A 17,553-nucleotide genomic window follows, 5' to 3' on the forward strand; every position below is an offset into this window, starting at 1 on the left:
CGACGCGAGCTCACCCCAATTTGGCTATCAGCGCCTGTGCCGCGGCCTTGTCGGCAAAGCTCGGGTCGGAAAGGGCGGCTTGCGCGTGGAACTTGGCTTCGGCCTTGCGGTTCGACGCGGCATAGACCTGCGCGAGATGCCAGCGAAGCCCGGCGTGGCGCGGGGTGAGCGCCACGGCTTTTTGCAGCAATTCGATCGCGCCGCCCGCGTCGCCGGCGCGGAACATCGCCCAGCCAAAGGCGTCCGCGACCGCGGGATTGCCCGGGGCAAGGCCGTAGGCCGCTTCGCCGAATTCCACAGCCGTGCCGAATTCTCCCGCCCCGGCATAAGCGGCGGCAAGCTCGGCATTGAGCGCGGCGTCGCCATCCCCGATGCGGGCCCGCAGATCCTCCAGGCTGTCGATCGCGGCGTCATATTCGCCGGCGGCGAGTTGCCAATGCGCCGAAAGACGGAGTGCCGCGATGCTGACCGGATTCTGCGAGAGGAACAGCGCGAGCGCATTTGCGGCATCGGCGCGCCGCCCCGCGCGATCCTGTGCCTCTACCAGCCGAAGCATCGTCGGCTCATCGAAGCGCAGATCGGCTGCGCGCTGATAGGCGGCGACCGCGTCCGCGGTGCGACCGAGCATCATCAGCACATCGCCGAGGAGCACATGCGCGGCGGGAGCTCCGCGATTTTTCGCGACGATATCCTGCGCGCGGGCCAGCGCGCCGCTCTTGTTGCCGTCGCTCAGCAACCCGCGGATCAGCGGGATCATCGCCCCGGGATCGGTGGGTCGCTGCGCTGCTTCGGCGGCAAGCACCGGTGTCGAGCCGTCCGAGCTGAATGGATCGGCTTGGCCGATAGCCGGATAGGCCGCGCGGTCGAGATAGCGTGCAGCCTCGCCGCGTTCGCCGATCCGCTCGTACCCGCGCCCGACAAGCGTGAGCGCATAGCTGTCGGCATCGCCCCGCGCGACGACGGGGCGCAGGGTGTCGATCGCGTTGCGCGCGCTGTCGGTCCGCAACAAGGCGACCGCCAGCAGCTTGCGCGCCGTGATGTTCATCGGCTGGCGCGCGACCAGGTCGCGCAGCTTGACCAGCGCCTGTTCGTATTCCCCCTTCTGGATGGCGATGGTGCCGCCAAGCAGCAGCGCACCTGGCATTGAATCGAGCGTGCCGCCGGTCTTTTCCAAGATTGAGCGCGCGAGATCGAACCTGCCACCGCGCGCGGCAATGACTGCCTGGAGATAATAAGCTTGCGCGCTGCCGGGGCGCGATTGGAGCGCACGGCGGGTGACCGCGACAGCATCCGTCGTGCGGCCCGAATCGCCCAGCGTGGCGGCATATTCGATCAGCGCATCGTGATGATCCTGATCACGGCTGAGCGCGCGCTCGAACCAGGGCAAGGCGGCGGTCAGCCCGAACTGGCTGCGCACCAATTCGCCGCGCAGCACCAGCGCTTCTACATTCCCGGGCGCGAGCTTGACCGCGCGATCGGAAGCCTCCGCCGCGCCGAGCAAATCCCCGGCGGTGAAGCGGAAGCGGCCGACATCGGCCCAGACCAGGGCGTCGTTCGGGGCGATCCTTACCGCTTCATCGAGCGATTCGTTCGCGGCTGCATAATTGCCGAGCGCAGTCATCGCGCGCGCGCGGATGCGCAGGCCATAGGGACGGAAGCGCGGATCGGTCTTCTCGACCTCTGCCAGCGCCTTTTCCTCTTCGCCCTGAAGCAGGAGCGCATGCGCGCGCAGATGCGGCACCAGCCTGCCGTCATAGCCCGTATCCACGGCGCGCTGGATTTCGGCCTCCGCGCCGACCCCGTCGTCAAGTGCGAGCATCGCCATGGCGAGCGTGATATGGCCCAGCGGATTGTTGGGATCGCCGCGCACGCCTGCCATGCCCTCGGCACGCGCCGCATTGGCGTTGTCCGCCTTGAGCAACTGGGCGCTACGCGCGATCGCGTCGCGCGCGCTCACCCGATCGAGCCCTACGGGCCGTAGCCAGAACCAGGCGATCACGGCGAACACCGCGATGGCGCCGCCGATCACGGCCAGGCGGCGCAGGGGGAGGGCGCGGAGACGATTAGGGCTGGAGGTCATAGGCCTTCATCAGATCATAGAGGGTGGGGCGGCTGATCCCGAGCAAGCGCGCGGTGCCGGAAATATTGCCTTCGGCGCGGGCGAGGGCATGGCGGATCGCTTTGCGATCCGCCATTTCGCGTGCGGCCTTCAGGTTGACCAGGCCGGTTTCGCCCTGCGCCAGCAGATCCAGATCGGCAGCGCCGACCAGCTTGCCATCAGCCATGATCACCGCGCGCTTCACCCGGTTTTCCAGCTCGCGGACGTTTCCGGGCCAGCTCCACGCATCGATCGCGGCGAGCGCGTCGGGGGCGAAGCTGCGCACTCCGGTGTTCATCGCGGCGGCATATTTGTGGAGGAAATGGCGCGCGACCAGGCCAGCGTCGCCCGGGCGCTCGGCAAGCGACGGGATGCGGATGACGATCTCGGCCAGCCGGTAATACAGGTCTTCGCGGAAGCGCCCGTCGGCGACCATCGCATCGACATCCTGATGCGTCGCGCAGACCACGCGGACATCGACGGGGATCGCCCTGCGCCCGCCGATCCGCTCGATCACGCGCTCCTGCAGGAAACGCAGCAACTTGACCTGGAGTGGCAGCGGCACGTCGCCAATCTCGTCGAGGAACAGCGTGCCCCCCTGCGCCAGCTCGATCTTGCCCTCGGTGGTCTTGACCGCGCCGGTGAACGCGCCCTTTTCGTGGCCGAACAGCTCGGACTCGAGCAGGGTTTCGGGGATCGCTGCGCAGTTGATCGCGACGAAGGCGCCTTTTCGGCGGCTCGCGTCATGAAGCCCGCGCGCGAGCAGCTCCTTGCCGGTGCCGCTGGCCCCGAGCAGCATCACCGAAACATCGGTTCCCGCCACGCGCTCGATCGTGCGCGTGACCTTCAGCATCTCCGGGCTTCCGGTGATCATCCCGCCCAGCACCGCGCCCGCTTCGCTCCGCTCGGCAAGGCGGCGGTTTTCGGCTTCCAGCGCATGGACGTGGAACGCGCGCGCCACGATGAGCCCCAGCGCGTCGATGTCGATCGGCTTCTGGTAGAAATCCCAGGCGCCGGCGGCGATTGCACGCAGCATGGATTCGCGCGCGCCATGGCCAGAGGCGACGATGACCTTGGTATCGGGACGAAGCTGGAGGATTGCCGCCAGCGTCGCGAAACCCTCCGCAGTGCCATCGGGATCGGGCGGCAGGCCCAGATCGAGCGTGACGACCGGGGGCTCCTCGGCGCGGAGCAGAGCCACGGCTTCCTCGCGCGTCGAGGCAGTGAATATCTCATAGCCGTCATAGGCCCAGCGCAGCTGGCGCTGGAGGCCGGTATCGTCCTCGACGATGAGGAGCTTGGGCAAGGCGCGCTTCTCGGTCATGCCGCGCACCCGATTTCATGATTTGCGGCATCCGCCGCGGGGGACAGGTCCACGGCGCGCGCCGCCTTCAGGACGACGCGAAAGCGGCTGCCCTCACCTTCGCGCGAACTCACTTCGATTCGCGCGCCCATTTGCTGCGTGAGCTGAAGCGCCTCGAACGCGCCGATGCCGAAGCCGCCCTGCTTCGACGAGACGAAGGGCTTGAACAACTCGTCGCGCACAAAGGCGGGCGACATGCCGCAACCCCTGTCGATAATGTCGATCGTCACCTGCCCGCCCTCGGCGCTGACAGCGAGCGTCACCGGCTCGCCTGGCGGGCTGGCTTCGATTGCGTTCTGGACGAGATGGCCGAGCAACTGCTCAAGCCCGGCCGGATCGGCCTGCGCCACGGCAGCGCGGAGCCCGGTGGCGATCACCGGATGCTGCCCGCGTCGCGCGGCGGCCACGCGCTCGACAAGCGGTACGATCTCGGTCGCATGCGGTGGTTCGGCGCGGCTGCGATGATGCTGCGAAAGGCGGGCGAGCAGCGCATTCATCCGCTCGGCCGAATCCTTCAACGTCGCAATCATATCCGCGCGGAACTCGGGCTTGTCCGCATGACGCTCCGCATTGCGGGCAGTGAGCGTGAGCTGGCTGACCAGGTTCTTGATATCATGGAGGATGAAGGCGAAGCGGCGGTTGAACTCTTCGAAGCGCTGCGCTTCGGCCAACGCGCCCTGCGCCCGTGCTTCGGCCAGATAGGACGCGACCTGGCGGCCGGCGACCTTGAGCAAGTCGAAATCCTCCCAGTCGAGGGGGCGACTGACCGGGGGCCGCGCAAGCAGGATCGCTCCGGCCAGGCTGCCGAGATGCGGGAGCGGCACCAAAACCCAGGCCTCAGGCGTATCGAGCATCCATTGCGGCACCGCAGTGGAATCCGCGCTGGTCGCGTCCTTGCTCCTCAGCGAATCCAGATCGATGATTCGCCCTGTCGCCTCCAGATGCCGCGCAAGCGCGATGTCGCTGGCGATCGGTAGCGTGGAGCGATCCCAATTCCAGCTCGCCCCGGCTCCGAGCCCGCCGGCATCGGGCGCAAGCAGCACGCCGCCAGGCGAATCGGTGAGATCGGCCATTGCCTTGACGGTGCGCTCGTCGAGCGCCGGGCCGCCTTCGGGTGCGCCCAGCGTCTCGGTAAAGCGCATCCATTCGGTGCGATAATCATAGCGGTGGCGGAAGAGATGCTTGGCGAGCTTGACCTTGATCCAGGCGCGCAGCCACGAATTCGAGACGAGGGTGAGGATCGCCGCAGTGGAGCCCAGGACGAACGCGGTCTGGAAAATGCGGGCATTCTCCCCGCCGATCGCTGCGATCCCCCAGGTGGCCAAGGCGAGCAGCGCGAAATATGCGCCGATGGCGACCAGCGACAGCGATTGATAGGCGACCGTGCGCGAGACCTGCACGTTCCACTCGCCCTTGCGGTGAAGCCCCGTGCCGATCGCCAGCGCGGCGATTGCCATCACGAAGCCGCGAAAAGCGAACTCCCAGGCCTCCCAGCGTGCCGTGACATAGGAGATGCCGAACATCGCGAAGTCCGCCAGCCAGATGCCGGCGAGCGCGAACACGATCCAGCGCAGCCCGCTGGCGGGCCCTGGATTGACCGAGGAATAGAGCGCCTGGACGAGCACGAGCGCCGCCACCGCGACGAGCATGCGAAGCAGCAACGCGCCGGTCTCGATGTTGCGCGCGGCTTCGAGAGCCGCCGCATTCCCGACGATATGCGCCACCAGCGATGCGACCGCCACCATGGCGACGACGCCGTAGACGGTGCCGATAGCCACCGGTGGCCGTACGCCATCGCCGCGCCGGTGCAGCGCGATCATGAAGCCGAGCAGAGCGAGGTTGCGCAGCGTCTCGGCGACGCGCGTCACCATTTCCGCGCCGCCGATGCCCGCCACCGCAAGCGCCCAGAGCGCAGTGGTTCCCAAGGCGACGACCAGCGCGCGGCGCGGCACGCGCGCCTCTGGCGTGCGCCAGGCAGCAATGGTGAGGGCGCCGAACAGCAGCGCGGCGAGGGCATGGCTCCACAGGATGAGTTGAAGCGCCATCACCGCGCCCCGTCTGCAAAGAGCACGACGCGCGCCGTCTGGAGGAGAATCAGCAGATCCAGAAAGGGCGAATAGTTCTTGGCATAATAAAGGTCGTATTCGAGCTTCTGGCGGCTGTCCTCGATGGAGGCGCCATAGGGGTAATTGACTTGTGCCCAGCCGGTAATGCCGGGCTTCACCATGTGGCGTTCGGCATAATAAGGCAGCTTGGTCTCCAGGTCGTCGACGAACTGGGGGCGCTCCGGGCGCGGGCCGACAAAGCTCATCTCACCCTTGAGCACGCTCCAGCATTGCGGCAGCTCGTCGATGCGCAGCTTGCGGATGATGTTGCCGATGCGCGTGATGCGCGGATCGTTCTTCTCGGCCCAGACGGCGTTGCCGCCAACTTCGGCATCCTGGCGCATCGAGCGCAGCTTGATGACGTCGAAACCGACTCCATAAAGGCCGACGCGGCGCTGGCGATAGAAAGCAGGCCCCTTGCTTTCGAGCTTCACGGCAATCGCAGTGATCAGGATCACGGGGAGCATGAAGGTGAGCAGGGTTAGGCTGGCGGCGATATCGAACAGGCGCTTGAACGCGCTCGACAGCATCCGGCCCGAGGAAAAGCCGTCGGAGAAGATCAGCCAGCTAGGGCTTACGCTGTCCAGATCGACGCGCCCGGTCTCGCGCTCGAGGAAAGTCGAGATCTCGTTGACATGGACGCCGGTGGTCTTGATCCGCAGCAGGTCCTTGAGCGGCAGTGCGTTGCGCCGCTCCTCCAGCGCAAGGACGACTTCGCTCGCGCTCAGCAGCACCACATGGTCCGCGAGATTGTAGATCGCATCGCGCGCGATCGCCTCGGGAATCACACGATTGGCTTCGCTCATCGAGATATAGCCGACCACCGCGAAGCCCGCGCCGGGGGTCTTGGACAATTCCTTGAGCCGCTGCGCCCGCGCGCCCGCGCCCAGCACCACGATCCGCCGCTTGAACGCCTGGCTGCCCAGCGCCTTGCCCAGGAGCATGCGCAGGAAGATCAGGAGGACGATCGATGCGCCCATTGCGTAGAGCAGGTTCGAGCGCCAGAAGCCGATTTCGGGGATCATGAAATAGAGGAAGCTGAGCCCGATAACGCCAAGCGAGACCGCGATGATCAACCGGGCGGTGGCGTAGCGCAATGATTGCAGCGCTTCGGTGCCGTAGACCCCGATCGCCATCATCGCGACCTGGAGGAAGAGGGCGTAGCTCACCAATTGCGGCCAGCGCGACATCATCGATTGCGGAGCCATGCCCAATTGGTTCGCGCGGATCGTCCAGCCGATCTCGCCCGCGGCGAGCAGCAGGAGGAGGTCCAGCGCGCCCAGCAGGAGCACGGCGTTCGGAACGTAATGCTTGAACAAGCGGATCATGGCCCCTTTGCATTAAGCCAGAAGTGTAAACAAATCCGACATGAGCATGCCCTGTCGGGCGGCTTGACGCAAAAGCCGTGACGCTCGCGAAACCGCAAGGCGCCCTTCGGGTTTGACGACCCGGGCAAACGCCATCACTGCATTGCATTTGGAGGTCCGATCACGATGCCGGATTCGAAGCCGATCATCCCCGTCATCCTGTCCGGGGGATCGGGCACGCGCCTGTGGCCATTGTCTCGTGCGGAGCGCCCGAAGCAGTTGCTGGCGCTGACCGCCGAGGAGACGATGCTCCAGCTGACTGCGCGGCGGACCGCCGGGGAGCGCTTTGCGGCCCCCATCGTGGTCGCGAACGCCGCGCATGCCGACTTGGTCGACGAGCAGCTCGCAGATGTCGCCGCTGCGGCACAGGCGCTCATCCTGGAGCCGATCGGCCGCAACACCGCCCCCGCGATCGCGCTGGCGGCGATCGCCGCGGGGGGAGGGGCCGATCCGTTGCTGGTGATGCCCTCGGATCACGTGATCGCCGATATTGCCGCATTCCACCGCGCGATCCAGGCCGCGCTGCCGCTGGTCGCCCAGGGCTGGCTCGTGACTTTCGGCATCGCACCCGACGCCCCGGAAACCGGCTATGGCTATATCAAGGTGGGGGAGGCGATCGGCGAGGGTGTCCACCGGGTCGAAAGCTTCGTCGAAAAGCCCCCCCGCGAGAAGGCGGAGGCGATGCTTGCCAGCGGCGATCATGCGTGGAACGGCGGCATCTTCCTGTTCCGCGCCGATATCTATCTGGGCGCGCTTGCTTCCTATGCCCCCGAGATGCTCGCGGCCGCGCAGGACGCGATGGCCAAGGGGCGACGCCAGGGTGCGCGCATCTGGCCCGATGCCGTGGCCTTTGCGGCCAGTCCCGCCGACTCGATCGATTATGCGGTAATGGAAAAGGCGCCGCGCGTGGCGGTGGTGCCCGTCAGCATGGGCTGGAGCGACGTGGGCAGCTGGGATGCGCTCCACGCCATCAGCGAGGCTGATGAGGCCGGCAACGTGGTGCGCGGCGACGTGGTGGCGATCGACACCGCGAATTGCATGGTCCGCGCCGAGCCGGGCAAGAAGGTCGCGCTAGTCGGAGTCTCCGACTTGATCGTGGTGGCGAGCGGGGACGACATATTGATCCTGCCCCGCGGCCAGAGCCAGGAGGTCAAGCGGCTGCTGGCGGCGATGCGGCGGGACGGCTGATCCGCCCCACCGATACGGTCATGCCATCAGCGCTTCCGCCTGGTCCAGCGTGCTCTTGAAATCGGCGACAAGCGCCCGATACGGGGCCGGGCTCGCCATATCGAGACCAGCCCGCTTGAGGATCTCGACTGGATAGTCCGATCCGCCGGCCTTGATCACGCTCAGATAATTGTCGCGCTCCTTCGCGCCGCCCTTGAGGATCGCCTGGGCGAAGAAAGTCGCCGCCGCGATGCAGGTGGCGTACTGATAGACGTAGAAGCTGTTGTAGAAATGCGGGATGAAGGCCCATTCGTTGGCATAGGCCGGGTCGAGGCCGAGATTGGGCCCGTGATAGCGCTTCAGCAGGTCGAAATAGATTGCGTTGAACTTCTCGCCTGACATGCCCTCGCCCGCCTCGGCCTTGTCGTGGGCGACCAGCTCGAACTCGGCGAACATCGTCTGGCGATAGAAAGTGCCGCGATAATTCTCCATCTGCTGGCCCAGATAGAAGAGCTTCTCTTCCCTGGTCCTGGCTTGTTTGAGCATGTGCGCGACGAGGAGCTGCTCGTTCAGCGTCGAGGCGATCTCGGCGAGGAAGATGGGATAATCGGCCTTTTCATAGACCTGAGTCGCGTTCGACATCAGCGAATGCAGCGCGTGACCCCATTCATGGGCATAGGTGCTCAGCCCGTCATATTTGTCGCTGAGATTAAGCAGCAGGAAGGGATGCACGTCATAGGCGCCCGGCTGCATATAGGCGCCGGGGCGCTTGCCGGGGCGCGGCCACGGATCCATCCATTTCGCGGCCGACGCCTTGGCGATGCGCGCCTGGTAATCGGGGCCGAGCGGCTTGACCGCTTCCAGCGTCGTGGTGCGCATCTGATCCAGCGTGAAGGTCCGGTCGAGCGAGACCAGGGGAGGATAGATGTCGTAATAATGCAAGTCGGGCAGCTTGAGGATGCGGCGGCGCAGCTCGAAATAGCGGTGGAGCTGCGGCAGGCCCTTGTTCGCCTCGGCCACCAATGTGCGGTATACGGCCTCGGGGATATTCGAACCCGAAAGCGCATTGGCAAGCGAAGTGGGGTGCCGCCTCGCCTTGGCATAGAAGATGTCGCTCTTGACCTTGGCGGTATAGGTCGCGCCGAAAGAATTGCGGAACTTGCCGTGCGCCGTCCAGAATGCGTCGAACACCGCCTTGCGGTCCTCGCGATCGGGCGCGTCGCGATTGAGCGTGTACCCTTGTGAATCGAGCCGGACTTCCTTGCCGGTGGAAAGCTTGATCGTGGGCCAGGGGATGTCCGACGAGCGGAGCTGGCCCGAGATTTCGCCGGGCGCGCCGAGCGGCGAGCCGACGCTGGCAAGCAGGGATTCGCCCTCCGGCGAAAGCGTGTGCGGCGCTTGGCGGAGCGTATCGGCCAGATAGAAATCGAAGCGCGATTTGAGCGTGGCGTTGGCCGCGACGAAGCCTGCGATCCTGTCCTTGCCGACCGTCAGCAATTCGGGGGAAATCCACGAGACCGCCTCGCCAAAGGCAGTGTACAGGTCGCGCGACTGTGCGTGTTTCTCCTGCCAGGTCGAGGCCCGGACATCTTCGTCGGCCTTGAGGCTGGTATAAACATAGATGCGGGCGATCGTGCGGCCGAGATCGGATTGCAGCACGAGCGCCTCGGCAAGCGTCGCCGCGCTCTCGCCCAGCCGGCCCTTATACCTGGCGATGCCCGGCACCGCGGCAAGCGCGGACTTGCGCGCCGCGTCCCACGCCGCCTCGTTCGGGTAAATCTCGGTCAGATCCCACATCGCCGCGCTTGTGCCGGCATCCTGCGCCCAGGCGGGCGCGGCGGCGGCAAGCGTGACGAGCGCGGCGGCGGTTAGCGCTTCGCGGCGCGTGATTTCGGTCATGCAAGCTTCCCCACGGATGTGCGCCGGCAGGCTCAGCGCCGTTGAAGCGCTCAATCTGTCGCGCTTTGGCCGGCAGGGAAAGCCTTTTGTGGATTAGCGCGCCAATACACCGCCAGTGCGGGCGTCAGTGCTTCGAGGCGACGATCCAGTCGCCCTTGGCGCGGCGCACCATGGGCACGCCGCAAAAGGTGCAGATGCTGGTATATGGTGCAGCATCGCCGGAACGCTGGGCCTGCTGGCGCGAGCGCTTATGCTTGCCCATCAGGCAGCGCATCCTCCCAATGATCTTTTTCAGCACGTCCGAAGCCTTATCGAATCTTGCGGCTTCGTCCAACAGGGGAACGCGGTGAAATCGTGTAAATCCGGTTTCGAGACGAAAAAGGGCCGGGAGCATGCTCCCGGCCCTTTTTCGTTTAGCCTGCTGGGGCCTGGATGGTCGGATCGGCCCCGGCAACCGGGGCTTCGTCGGCCGCGTCCCGGCTTTCGCCGGCCCCGCCGTCCGGACCTGAGGAGGTCCTGAATTAGCCCGCGCTAATTCAGGACCTCTAGGTCAGAAATCCATGCCGCCCATGCCGCCCATGCCGCCGCCACCCATGGGCATTGCGGGCTTGTCTTCCGGCAGCTCGGACACGGCGGCTTCCGTCGTGATGAGCAGGCCGGCGACCGAGGCCGCGTCCTGGAGCGCGGTGCGGACGACCTTGGTGGGGTCGATCACGCCGGCTGTGACGAGGTTCTCATAGACGTCGGTCTGAGCATTGAAGCCCATGTTCTGATCCGCGCCGTCGAGCAGCTTGCCCGAGATCACCGCACCGTCATGACCCGCATTCGCCGCGATCTGGCGAACCGGCGCGTAAAGCGCCTTGCGGATGATATCGATGCCGCGAGTCTGATCGTCATTGGCGCCCTTGAGGCCCTCGATCGCGCGCGTGGCATAGAGCAGAGCCGTGCCGCCGCCGGGGACGATGCCTTCCTCGACCGCAGCGCGAGTCGCATGCAGCGCGTCGTCGACGCGGTCCTTGCGCTCCTTGACTTCGACTTCAGTCGAGCCGCCGACCTTGATCACGGCGACGCCGCCGGCGAGCTTGGCAAGGCGCTCCTGGAGCTTCTCCTTGTCATAGTCGCTGGTGGTGTTCTCGATCTGCTGGCGGATCGCCTCGACGCGGCCCTTGATCGCATCATGCTCACCCGCGCCATCGACGATGGTGGTGTTGTCCTTGTCGATCGAGACGCGCTTGGCGGTGCCGAGCATGCCGAGGGTGACGGACTCGAGCTTGATGCCGAGATCTTCCGAGATGACTTCGCCCTTGGTGAGGATCGCGATGTCCTCAAGCATCGCCTTGCGGCGATCGCCGAAGCCGGGAGCCTTGACGGCCGCGACCTTGAGGCCGCCGCGCAGCTTGTTCACCACGAGCGTTGCAAGCGCCTCGCCTTCGATGTCCTCGGCAATGATCAGCAGCGGGCGGCCCGACTGGACGACTGCTTCCAGGATGGGGAGCATCGCCTGCAGGTTCGACAGCTTCTTTTCGTGGATCAGGATGTACGGATCGGCGAGCTCGACGTTCATCTTCTCGGGGTTCGTGATGAAATACGGGCTCAGATAGCCGCGGTCGAACTGCATGCCTTCGACGACATCGAGCTCGAATTCGAGGCCCTTGGCTTCCTCGACGGTGATCACGCCTTCCTTGCCGACCTTCTCCATCGCTTCGGCGATCTTCTCGCCGACGACGGTGTCGCCATTGGCCGAGATGATGCCGACCTGGGCGATTTCCCTGGTGCCGGCGACTGGCTTCGAACGGCCCTTGAGGTCCTCGACGACCTTGGCCACGGCGATGTCGATGCCGCGCTTGAGGTCCATCGGGTTCATGCCGGCGGCGACCGACTTCATGCCTTCGCGGACGATCGCCTGGGCGAGCACGGTGGCGGTGGTGGTGCCGTCGCCAGCGATGTCGTTGGTCTTGGAGGCGACCTCCTTGATCATCTGCGCGCCCATGTTCTCGAACTTGTCCTTGAGTTCGATTTCCTTGGCGACGGTGACGCCGTCCTTGGTGATGCGCGGGGCGCCGAAGCTCTTGTCGAGGACGACGTTGCGGCCCTTGGGCCCCAAAGTGACTTTGACTGCATCGGCGAGGATGTCGACGCCGCGGAGAATGCGCTCACGCGCGTCGCGGCCGAATTTTACGTCCTTGGCTGCCATGTTGGCTACCCTTTCAAATTCTGAAGATGTTGTTGAAGTTCAAGCTGTCGAGGGGCTCAGTTGAGGCCGCCAGCGTTAACCATGCCATCGCCGTCGACGATGCCGAGGATGTCGGATTCCTTCATGATGAGGAGGTCCTCACCATTGACCTTGACCTCGGTGCCCGACCATTTGCCGAACAGGATCTTGTCGCCGGTCTTGACGTCCAGCGGCGTGATCGTGCCGTTTTCGGCGCGGGTGCCGGTGCCGATGGCGACGACTTCGCCTTCCTGCGGCTTTTCCTGCGCGGTGTCGGGGATGATGATGCCGCCGGCGGTCTTCTGCTCGGCTTCGACGCGGCGGACGAGCACGCGATCGTGCAACGGACGGAAGTTCATTGCTGTGGTTCCTCTCGGATGGTGAACGAGTTTGGCACTCGATCGAGTCGAGTGCTAGCGGCTGGAGATATGCGCAGCCCAATGCGTTTCGTCAACCGGCTGCGCCGATTGTTTTCTGGCTGTGTTAAGGGCGCAGTACAGTCGTTTACTCTCCTGCGCGCATGGGCTAGCAGGCTATTAATCTTACCGTGGGAGCGGGCATGAAGCTGGTTCGGGGCGCGTGGAAAATTCTGGTCGGAATCAAGGACTTTCTGGTTCTGGTCCTGATGCTGCTATTCTTCACTGCGCTGTTCGCGGCATTGTCGCACAAGCCGAACGCGGGGGGCATCCGCGAGGGCGCACTCGTCGTCGCGTTCGATGGCGTGCTCGCCGAGCAGCCGAGCGATCCCGATCCCTTTGCCGGCATCGGCGGCGGTGGCGACGCGATGAAGGAACTACGCCTGCGCGACGTGCTCCGCGCTCTCGACACCGCGCGTACCGACGACCGTGTGAAGGCGGTGGTGCTTGATATGGACCGCTTTCTAGGCGGCTATCCCGCCGCGGTGAGCGAAGTGGCGGAAGCGGTGGGCAAAGTTCGCGCGGGCGGCAAACCGGTGCTCACTTACGCCACGGGTTATAGCGACGACGCGTACGCCATCGCGGCCAATGCCAGCGAAATCTGGGTCCACCCGATGGGAGGCACGCTGTTTTCCGGACCGGGGGGCACGCAGCTTTACTATAAGGGGTTAATCGAGAAGCTCGGCGTGAATGCACATGTCTACAAGGTCGGCAAGTTCAAGTCGGCGGTGGAGCCTTATATCCGCAGCGACATGTCGCCCGAGGCGCGCGAAGCGAACGAAGCGCTGTACGGCGCGATCTTCGGACAATGGCAGCAGAACATCGCCAAGGCGCGGCCCAAGGCGAAGCTCGCCGACTATCTCACCAAACCAGATGAAGTCGTCGCGGCCGCGCGCGGCGACATCGCCCAGGCAAACCTGGCTGCGGGACTGGTCGACAAGCTGGGCGACCGGCTCGCATTCGGAAAGCGCGTCGCGGAGATCGCGGGCGTGCCGGCGGGCAAGCCGGCGGGCAATTTCAAATCGATCAAGCTCGCCGATTTCGTGGCGGCCAATCCGGCATCGACCAGCGGAGACGCGATCGGCGTGATCACCGTTGCGGGCGAGATCGTCGACGGCAAGGCCGGGCCGGGCACAGCGGGCGGCGACACCGTATCGGCGCTGTTGCTCAAGGGGCTGGCCGAAAAGAAGCTCAAGGCGCTGGTCGTGCGGGTGGATTCGCCGGGCGGTTCGGCGCTGGCATCCGAGCAGATCCGCCAGGCGATCCTCCAGGCCAAGGCGCAGGGGCTGCCGATCGTCGTCTCGATGGGCAGCCTTGCCGCGAGCGGGGGCTATTGGGTGGCCACGGCGGGGGATACGATCTTCGCCGAGCCCGACACCATCACGGGATCGATCGGCATATTCGGCGTGCTGCCGACGTTCGAAAACAGCCTGGCCAAGATCGGCGTGACCAGCGACGGCGTGCAGACGACGCCGCTTTCGGGACAGCCGAACATCATGGGCGGCACCAACGCCGTGACCGATCGCATCCTGCAATCGGCGATCGAGCAAGGCTATGCACGCTTCGTGTCGCTCGTCGCCAATGCGCGCAAGCTGACGCCGCAGCGCGTGGACGAGATCGGCCAGGGCCGCGTGTGGATCGGCGGGACGGCGCATCAGCTCAAGCTGGTCGATCGCTTCGGCGGGCTGCACGCGGCGATCGACGAAGCCGCGCGCCGCGCCAAGCTCGATCCGGCGAAGGTCCATCCCGTCTATCTGGAGAAGCAAGGTTCGGGCTGGATGAAGTTCTTCAGCGATTTCGCGCGCGACGACAATAAGGATGACGACTGGGCGGATTCGCCGGGTGGCGAGGATGCGTTCGCGCGGATCGCGGCGGAGCGGCGGGCCATCACCGCACAGGCTTTGGGGGATGCGCGGCGGCTGGCCAGGGGCGGTTCCATGCAGGCGCGCTGCATCGAATGCGCGGGGCTGGGCCCGACTGCACAGCGGACCGAGGACCTTAGTCTGCTGGACGTGCTGATCGCGCGCTTCATCGGATGATCGCGATCCGCGCCGCCACGCCCGAAGACGCAGGGGCGATCGCGGCGATCTATGCCCCGCACGTTCTGACCGGCACGGTCTCGTTCGAAACCGAACCGCCCGATGCACGCGCAATGCGGGCGCGGATGGGTGCGAGCGAAGGGCTGTATCCCTGGATCGTGGCGACGAATGGCGACGCGACCGGCGGCGTGATCGGCTATGCTTATGCCACGCGCTTTCGCGATCGCCCGGCCTATCGCTATGTCTGCGAAACTTCAATCTACATGGCCGACGTGGCGCAGGGGCAGGGCGCTGGACGGCTGCTGTACGAAGCGCTGGTCGATACGCTGCGCGCGCAGGGCTTCGTCCATGCGCTCGGGGCGATCGCGCTTCCAAACGATGCTTCGATCAAGCTGCACGAGTCGGTCGGCTTCCGCCGCGCGGGCGTCTACCGCGAAGTCGGCTTCAAGCATGGCCGCTGGATCGACGTCGGCATCTGGCAGGCGGAACTGAACGATCCCGCGGTGCCACCGGCAGAGCCGCGCAAGTTCAGCGATGTGGGCGTGGTTCGCGACTAGCAACGCTTTGTAAGTAAACGACGCTTATGCCTGTGACGATAGAGCAGAGGCAAGATTCATGCATGAAGTAAGCGTCGATCATGGACGCAGGCTGGTCGATGTGCGGCTGGCAGGATTCTTCTCGCCCCAAACGGCAAGCGTCGCGGCGGAAGAGGTGCGCGCGGCGATCGGCTCCCTGGGCAATGTCCCAGGCGAGCATGTCACGCTCTACGACGTTTCCGAAGTGCAGATCGCGCCGGGGCCGACGATCGAGCTGCTGCAGGAAACATTCCGCAATCCGGCATATCGGCACTTGCTGGCGAAGCGCGTCGCCTTCGTGACGCCGTCGGCGCTCGCGCGGCTGCAGCTCCAGCGCGTCAGGCAGGATCGTGAGGATATCGCGATATTCGACAAGCGGGGCGCGGCGCTCGACTGGCTGCTGGCCTAGCGGCTTCGGCGATAGGCGGGCAGGCCGAGCTTCCAGTGCATCGCGGCGGCGCGCAGCGCGAAGCCCGCAGCAGCCGCGATCAGTCCGGCGGCGAAGGGCGGCAGGCCCCAGAGAGTCAGCGCGACCTGCAGCGCAGCGGCCAGGGCGGCGGCAGTGACGTAGAGCTCGGGACGCATCAGGATCGACGGCTCGCCCGCCAGCAGATCGCGGATGATGCCGCCCGCGCACGCCGTCACAACGCCCATCACGGCGGCGGGGACTGGCGGAATGCCATATCCCAGCGCCTTGGCCGCGCCGAACGCGGCATAAGCGGCGAGGCCGGCGGCATCGAGCCAATCGAACATGTTGCTCGTCCACCAGCGCTGCGGAGTGAACCACATCGCGACCGCGATCCCCAGGCACAGCCCCGCGACGCGCGTGTCGTGCACCCAAAAGACCGGCGCGCCGATCAGCAGGTCGCGGATCGTGCCCCCGCCGACGCCCGTGACGAGCGCGAAGAAGGCAAGCGTGACGAAGGTCTGTTCGCGCCGGGCAGCGGCCAGCGCACCCGTCGCGGCGAACACCGCGATGCCGAACAGATCGAGCCAGGGCAGAATCGGTCCCAGACGTTCGGCGGCGGCGATCGGGTCCATCCCTCAAGCTTTTCACTCTTTGGCGCGGGCGCGTCAAACGCTAGAGAACCGCCATGGACCGCACCGCACCCCCGATGATCGTCATCGCCACATGCCTCGCCGCGCTCGCCGGCTTCGTCGACGCGATCGCTTTCACTAGCCTGGGCGGGTTCTTCGCTTCCTTCATGAGCGGCAATTCGACGCGGCTCGGCGTGGGGCTGGGCACCTATGGCGGGCTCGGCGAGGCGGCGATCGCAGCGGCGCTGATCCTGTGCTTCGTCGCGGGCGTGATCGTGGCGAGCGTGATCGCCCGCGCCCGGCCGAAAGATCAAAAATCCGCGGTGATGGCCGGCGTGACTCTGTTGCTGCTGACAGCGGCGGTACTCGCGGCAATCGCGCCGGGGCCGATCGTGCTGTTGCTGCTGGCGGCGGCGATGGGATGCGAGAACGGCGTGTTTAACCGCGACGGCGAAGTGACGATCGGCGTGACCTACATGACCGGATCGCTCGTCCGGCTGGGGCAGAAGGCCGCGAATGCGCTGATGGGCGACAAGGACCGCTGGGGCTGGGTGCCTTATCTGACGTTGTGGCTGGGCTTTGTGTCGGGTGTCGTGCTGGGCGCGGCCAGTCACGACCGCTGGGGCTGGGGCGCATTGTGGGCGCCGCCGCTGGCCGCTGCCGTGCTGACCATGGCGCTCAGGCGGGCAGACCGAAAGGCGTAAGGGCGACGCAGGGGCGGGCGTCGCGCCCGTTCACCAGCCCAGGCGGCTTAGCATCTCGCGTGCTTCGGCCGGATCCATCCGGGCGATCAGCACGCGCATCGTCCCGCCGCCTTGCATCTCGCTATCCTGGAAATAGGCCCAATCGATGATCTGGCCGTCGCGGATCGTGACCTGATCGCCGCGCTTCCAGCGCCGGTCCGCCGGAGCATTGAGCAGCCGGGCGATAGTCACGTCGCCGCGATGCGAGAGGATTTCAGCCCAGACGAACTCGGCCTTTTCCTCAGGCACCAAGTCATATTTGATCATGAAGCGGGTTTCGCCGGGGGCGGGGGAAGTGGCGTGACCAAAGAAGACCGGGAGGCCGCGCTTTGCTTGGGCGATTGCCGCGCGCATCTGGGGATCGTTGGCGGCGACTGCGATCGTTGCGTCCTGGGCTTGCGCGGGAAGCGGGGCGGCGAGAAGGCTGGCTGCGGCGTGGCAGAGCCACGCCGTCGGTCGGCGCTTGAGCGCCGCCGGCCGGCCGGGCCTGGTCCGCTTGCGATTAGCTGCGCTAATCACGTCGCCAGCCCG

The 17,553-nt window shown here is 65.9% G+C and carries 15 protein-coding genes; 5 read left to right on the forward strand and 10 right to left on the reverse strand.

Annotated elements, in window-relative coordinates; genetic code table 11:
* Positions 1-10: 10 nt before the first annotated feature.
* From VF617_RS02980 to VF617_RS02995, 4 genes are read right to left on the reverse strand one after another with little or no spacing between them, the layout of a single operon-like run.
* A complete protein-coding gene (locus VF617_RS02980) occupies positions 11-2,080 on the reverse strand; it encodes a tetratricopeptide repeat protein (RefSeq protein ID WP_331013373.1) in 2,070 nt (689 codons plus the stop codon).
* Positions 2,064-3,422 (reverse strand): PEP-CTERM-box response regulator transcription factor, encoded by a 1,359-nt coding sequence (gene prsR, locus VF617_RS02985; RefSeq protein WP_331013374.1) that lies wholly within the window; start codon positions 3,420-3,422, stop codon positions 2,064-2,066. Before prsR ends, VF617_RS02980 begins: the two co-directional genes overlap by 17 nt.
* On the reverse strand, positions 3,419-5,506 hold the full coding sequence (gene prsK, locus VF617_RS02990) for an XrtA/PEP-CTERM system histidine kinase PrsK (protein ID WP_331013375.1): 2,088 nt from the start codon (positions 5,504-5,506) through the stop codon (positions 3,419-3,421). Before prsK ends, prsR begins: the two co-directional genes overlap by 4 nt.
* Positions 5,506-6,894 carry a TIGR03013 family XrtA/PEP-CTERM system glycosyltransferase gene (locus VF617_RS02995; protein WP_331013376.1) on the reverse strand — a complete coding sequence of 463 codons (1,389 nt, stop codon included), beginning with the start codon at positions 6,892-6,894 and terminating at the stop codon, positions 5,506-5,508. Before VF617_RS02995 ends, prsK begins: the two co-directional genes overlap by 1 nt.
* Before the next feature lie 165 nt (positions 6,895-7,059).
* Between VF617_RS02995 and VF617_RS03000 the strand changes: the two genes are divergently transcribed.
* Positions 7,060-8,121 carry a mannose-1-phosphate guanylyltransferase/mannose-6-phosphate isomerase gene (locus tag VF617_RS03000; RefSeq protein ID WP_331013377.1) on the forward strand — a complete coding sequence of 354 codons (1,062 nt, stop codon included), beginning with the start codon at positions 7,060-7,062 and terminating at the stop codon, positions 8,119-8,121.
* An 18-nt stretch (positions 8,122-8,139) separates the two neighbouring features.
* Here VF617_RS03000 and pepF read toward each other — a convergent pair whose 3' ends face one another.
* The 4 genes from pepF to groES form a co-directional block, all read right to left on the reverse strand.
* Positions 8,140-9,999, reverse strand: a complete 1,860-nt coding sequence (gene pepF / locus VF617_RS03005; protein ID WP_331013378.1) for an oligoendopeptidase F — start codon at positions 9,997-9,999, stop codon at positions 8,140-8,142.
* Positions 10,000-10,123: 124 nt separating this feature from the next.
* Positions 10,124-10,297 (reverse strand): hypothetical protein, encoded by a 174-nt coding sequence (locus VF617_RS03010; RefSeq protein ID WP_331013379.1) that lies wholly within the window; start codon positions 10,295-10,297, stop codon positions 10,124-10,126.
* 252 nt (positions 10,298-10,549) lie between these two features.
* Complete coding sequence (gene groL / locus VF617_RS03015; RefSeq protein WP_331013380.1) at positions 10,550-12,193, reverse strand: chaperonin GroEL; 1,644 nt, start codon at positions 12,191-12,193, stop codon at positions 10,550-10,552.
* A gap of 56 nt (positions 12,194-12,249) precedes the next feature.
* Positions 12,250-12,570: a co-chaperone GroES gene (gene groES, locus VF617_RS03020; RefSeq protein ID WP_331013381.1), complete on the reverse strand. Its 321-nt coding sequence runs from the start codon at positions 12,568-12,570 to the stop codon at positions 12,250-12,252.
* Positions 12,571-12,770: 200 nt separating this feature from the next.
* Here groES and sppA point away from each other — a divergent pair, with 200 nt between their 5' ends.
* The 3 genes from sppA to VF617_RS03035 are packed head-to-tail and all read left to right on the forward strand — an operon-like array spanning position 12,771 to position 15,650.
* A complete protein-coding gene (gene sppA / locus VF617_RS03025; protein WP_331013382.1) occupies positions 12,771-14,666 on the forward strand; it encodes a signal peptide peptidase SppA in 1,896 nt (631 codons plus the stop codon).
* On the forward strand, positions 14,663-15,223 hold the full coding sequence (locus VF617_RS03030) for an N-acetyltransferase family protein (protein ID WP_331013383.1): 561 nt from the start codon (positions 14,663-14,665) through the stop codon (positions 15,221-15,223). The genes sppA and VF617_RS03030 overlap by 4 nt, the downstream gene beginning before the upstream one ends.
* 58 nt (positions 15,224-15,281) lie before the next feature.
* Positions 15,282-15,650, forward strand: a complete 369-nt coding sequence (locus VF617_RS03035) for a hypothetical protein (RefSeq protein WP_331013384.1) — start codon at positions 15,282-15,284, stop codon at positions 15,648-15,650.
* Here VF617_RS03035 and VF617_RS03040 read toward each other — a convergent pair.
* The gene (locus tag VF617_RS03040) at positions 15,647-16,282 is read right to left on the reverse strand and encodes a trimeric intracellular cation channel family protein (RefSeq protein WP_331013385.1); all 636 of its coding nucleotides are present in this window, start codon (positions 16,280-16,282) and stop codon (positions 15,647-15,649) included. The two genes, VF617_RS03035 and VF617_RS03040, sit on opposite strands and share 4 nt — an antisense overlap.
* 53 nt (positions 16,283-16,335) lie before the next feature.
* On the opposite strand from VF617_RS03040, the gene VF617_RS03045 reads away from it, so the two are divergent.
* Entirely contained in the window at positions 16,336-16,983 is a 648-nt protein-coding gene (locus VF617_RS03045) for a YoaK family protein (RefSeq protein ID WP_331013386.1), read from the forward strand.
* Between the two features lie 30 nt (positions 16,984-17,013).
* Here the strand turns inward: VF617_RS03045 and VF617_RS03050 are convergent, their stop codons facing one another.
* A complete protein-coding gene (locus VF617_RS03050; protein WP_331013387.1) occupies positions 17,014-17,541 on the reverse strand; it encodes a DUF2314 domain-containing protein in 528 nt (175 codons plus the stop codon).
* Positions 17,542-17,553: the final 12 nt, after the last annotated feature.

This window comes from Sphingomonas sp., from assembly GCF_036388215.1.
Taxonomy (GTDB): Bacteria; Pseudomonadota; Alphaproteobacteria; order Sphingomonadales; family Sphingomonadaceae; genus Sphingomonas.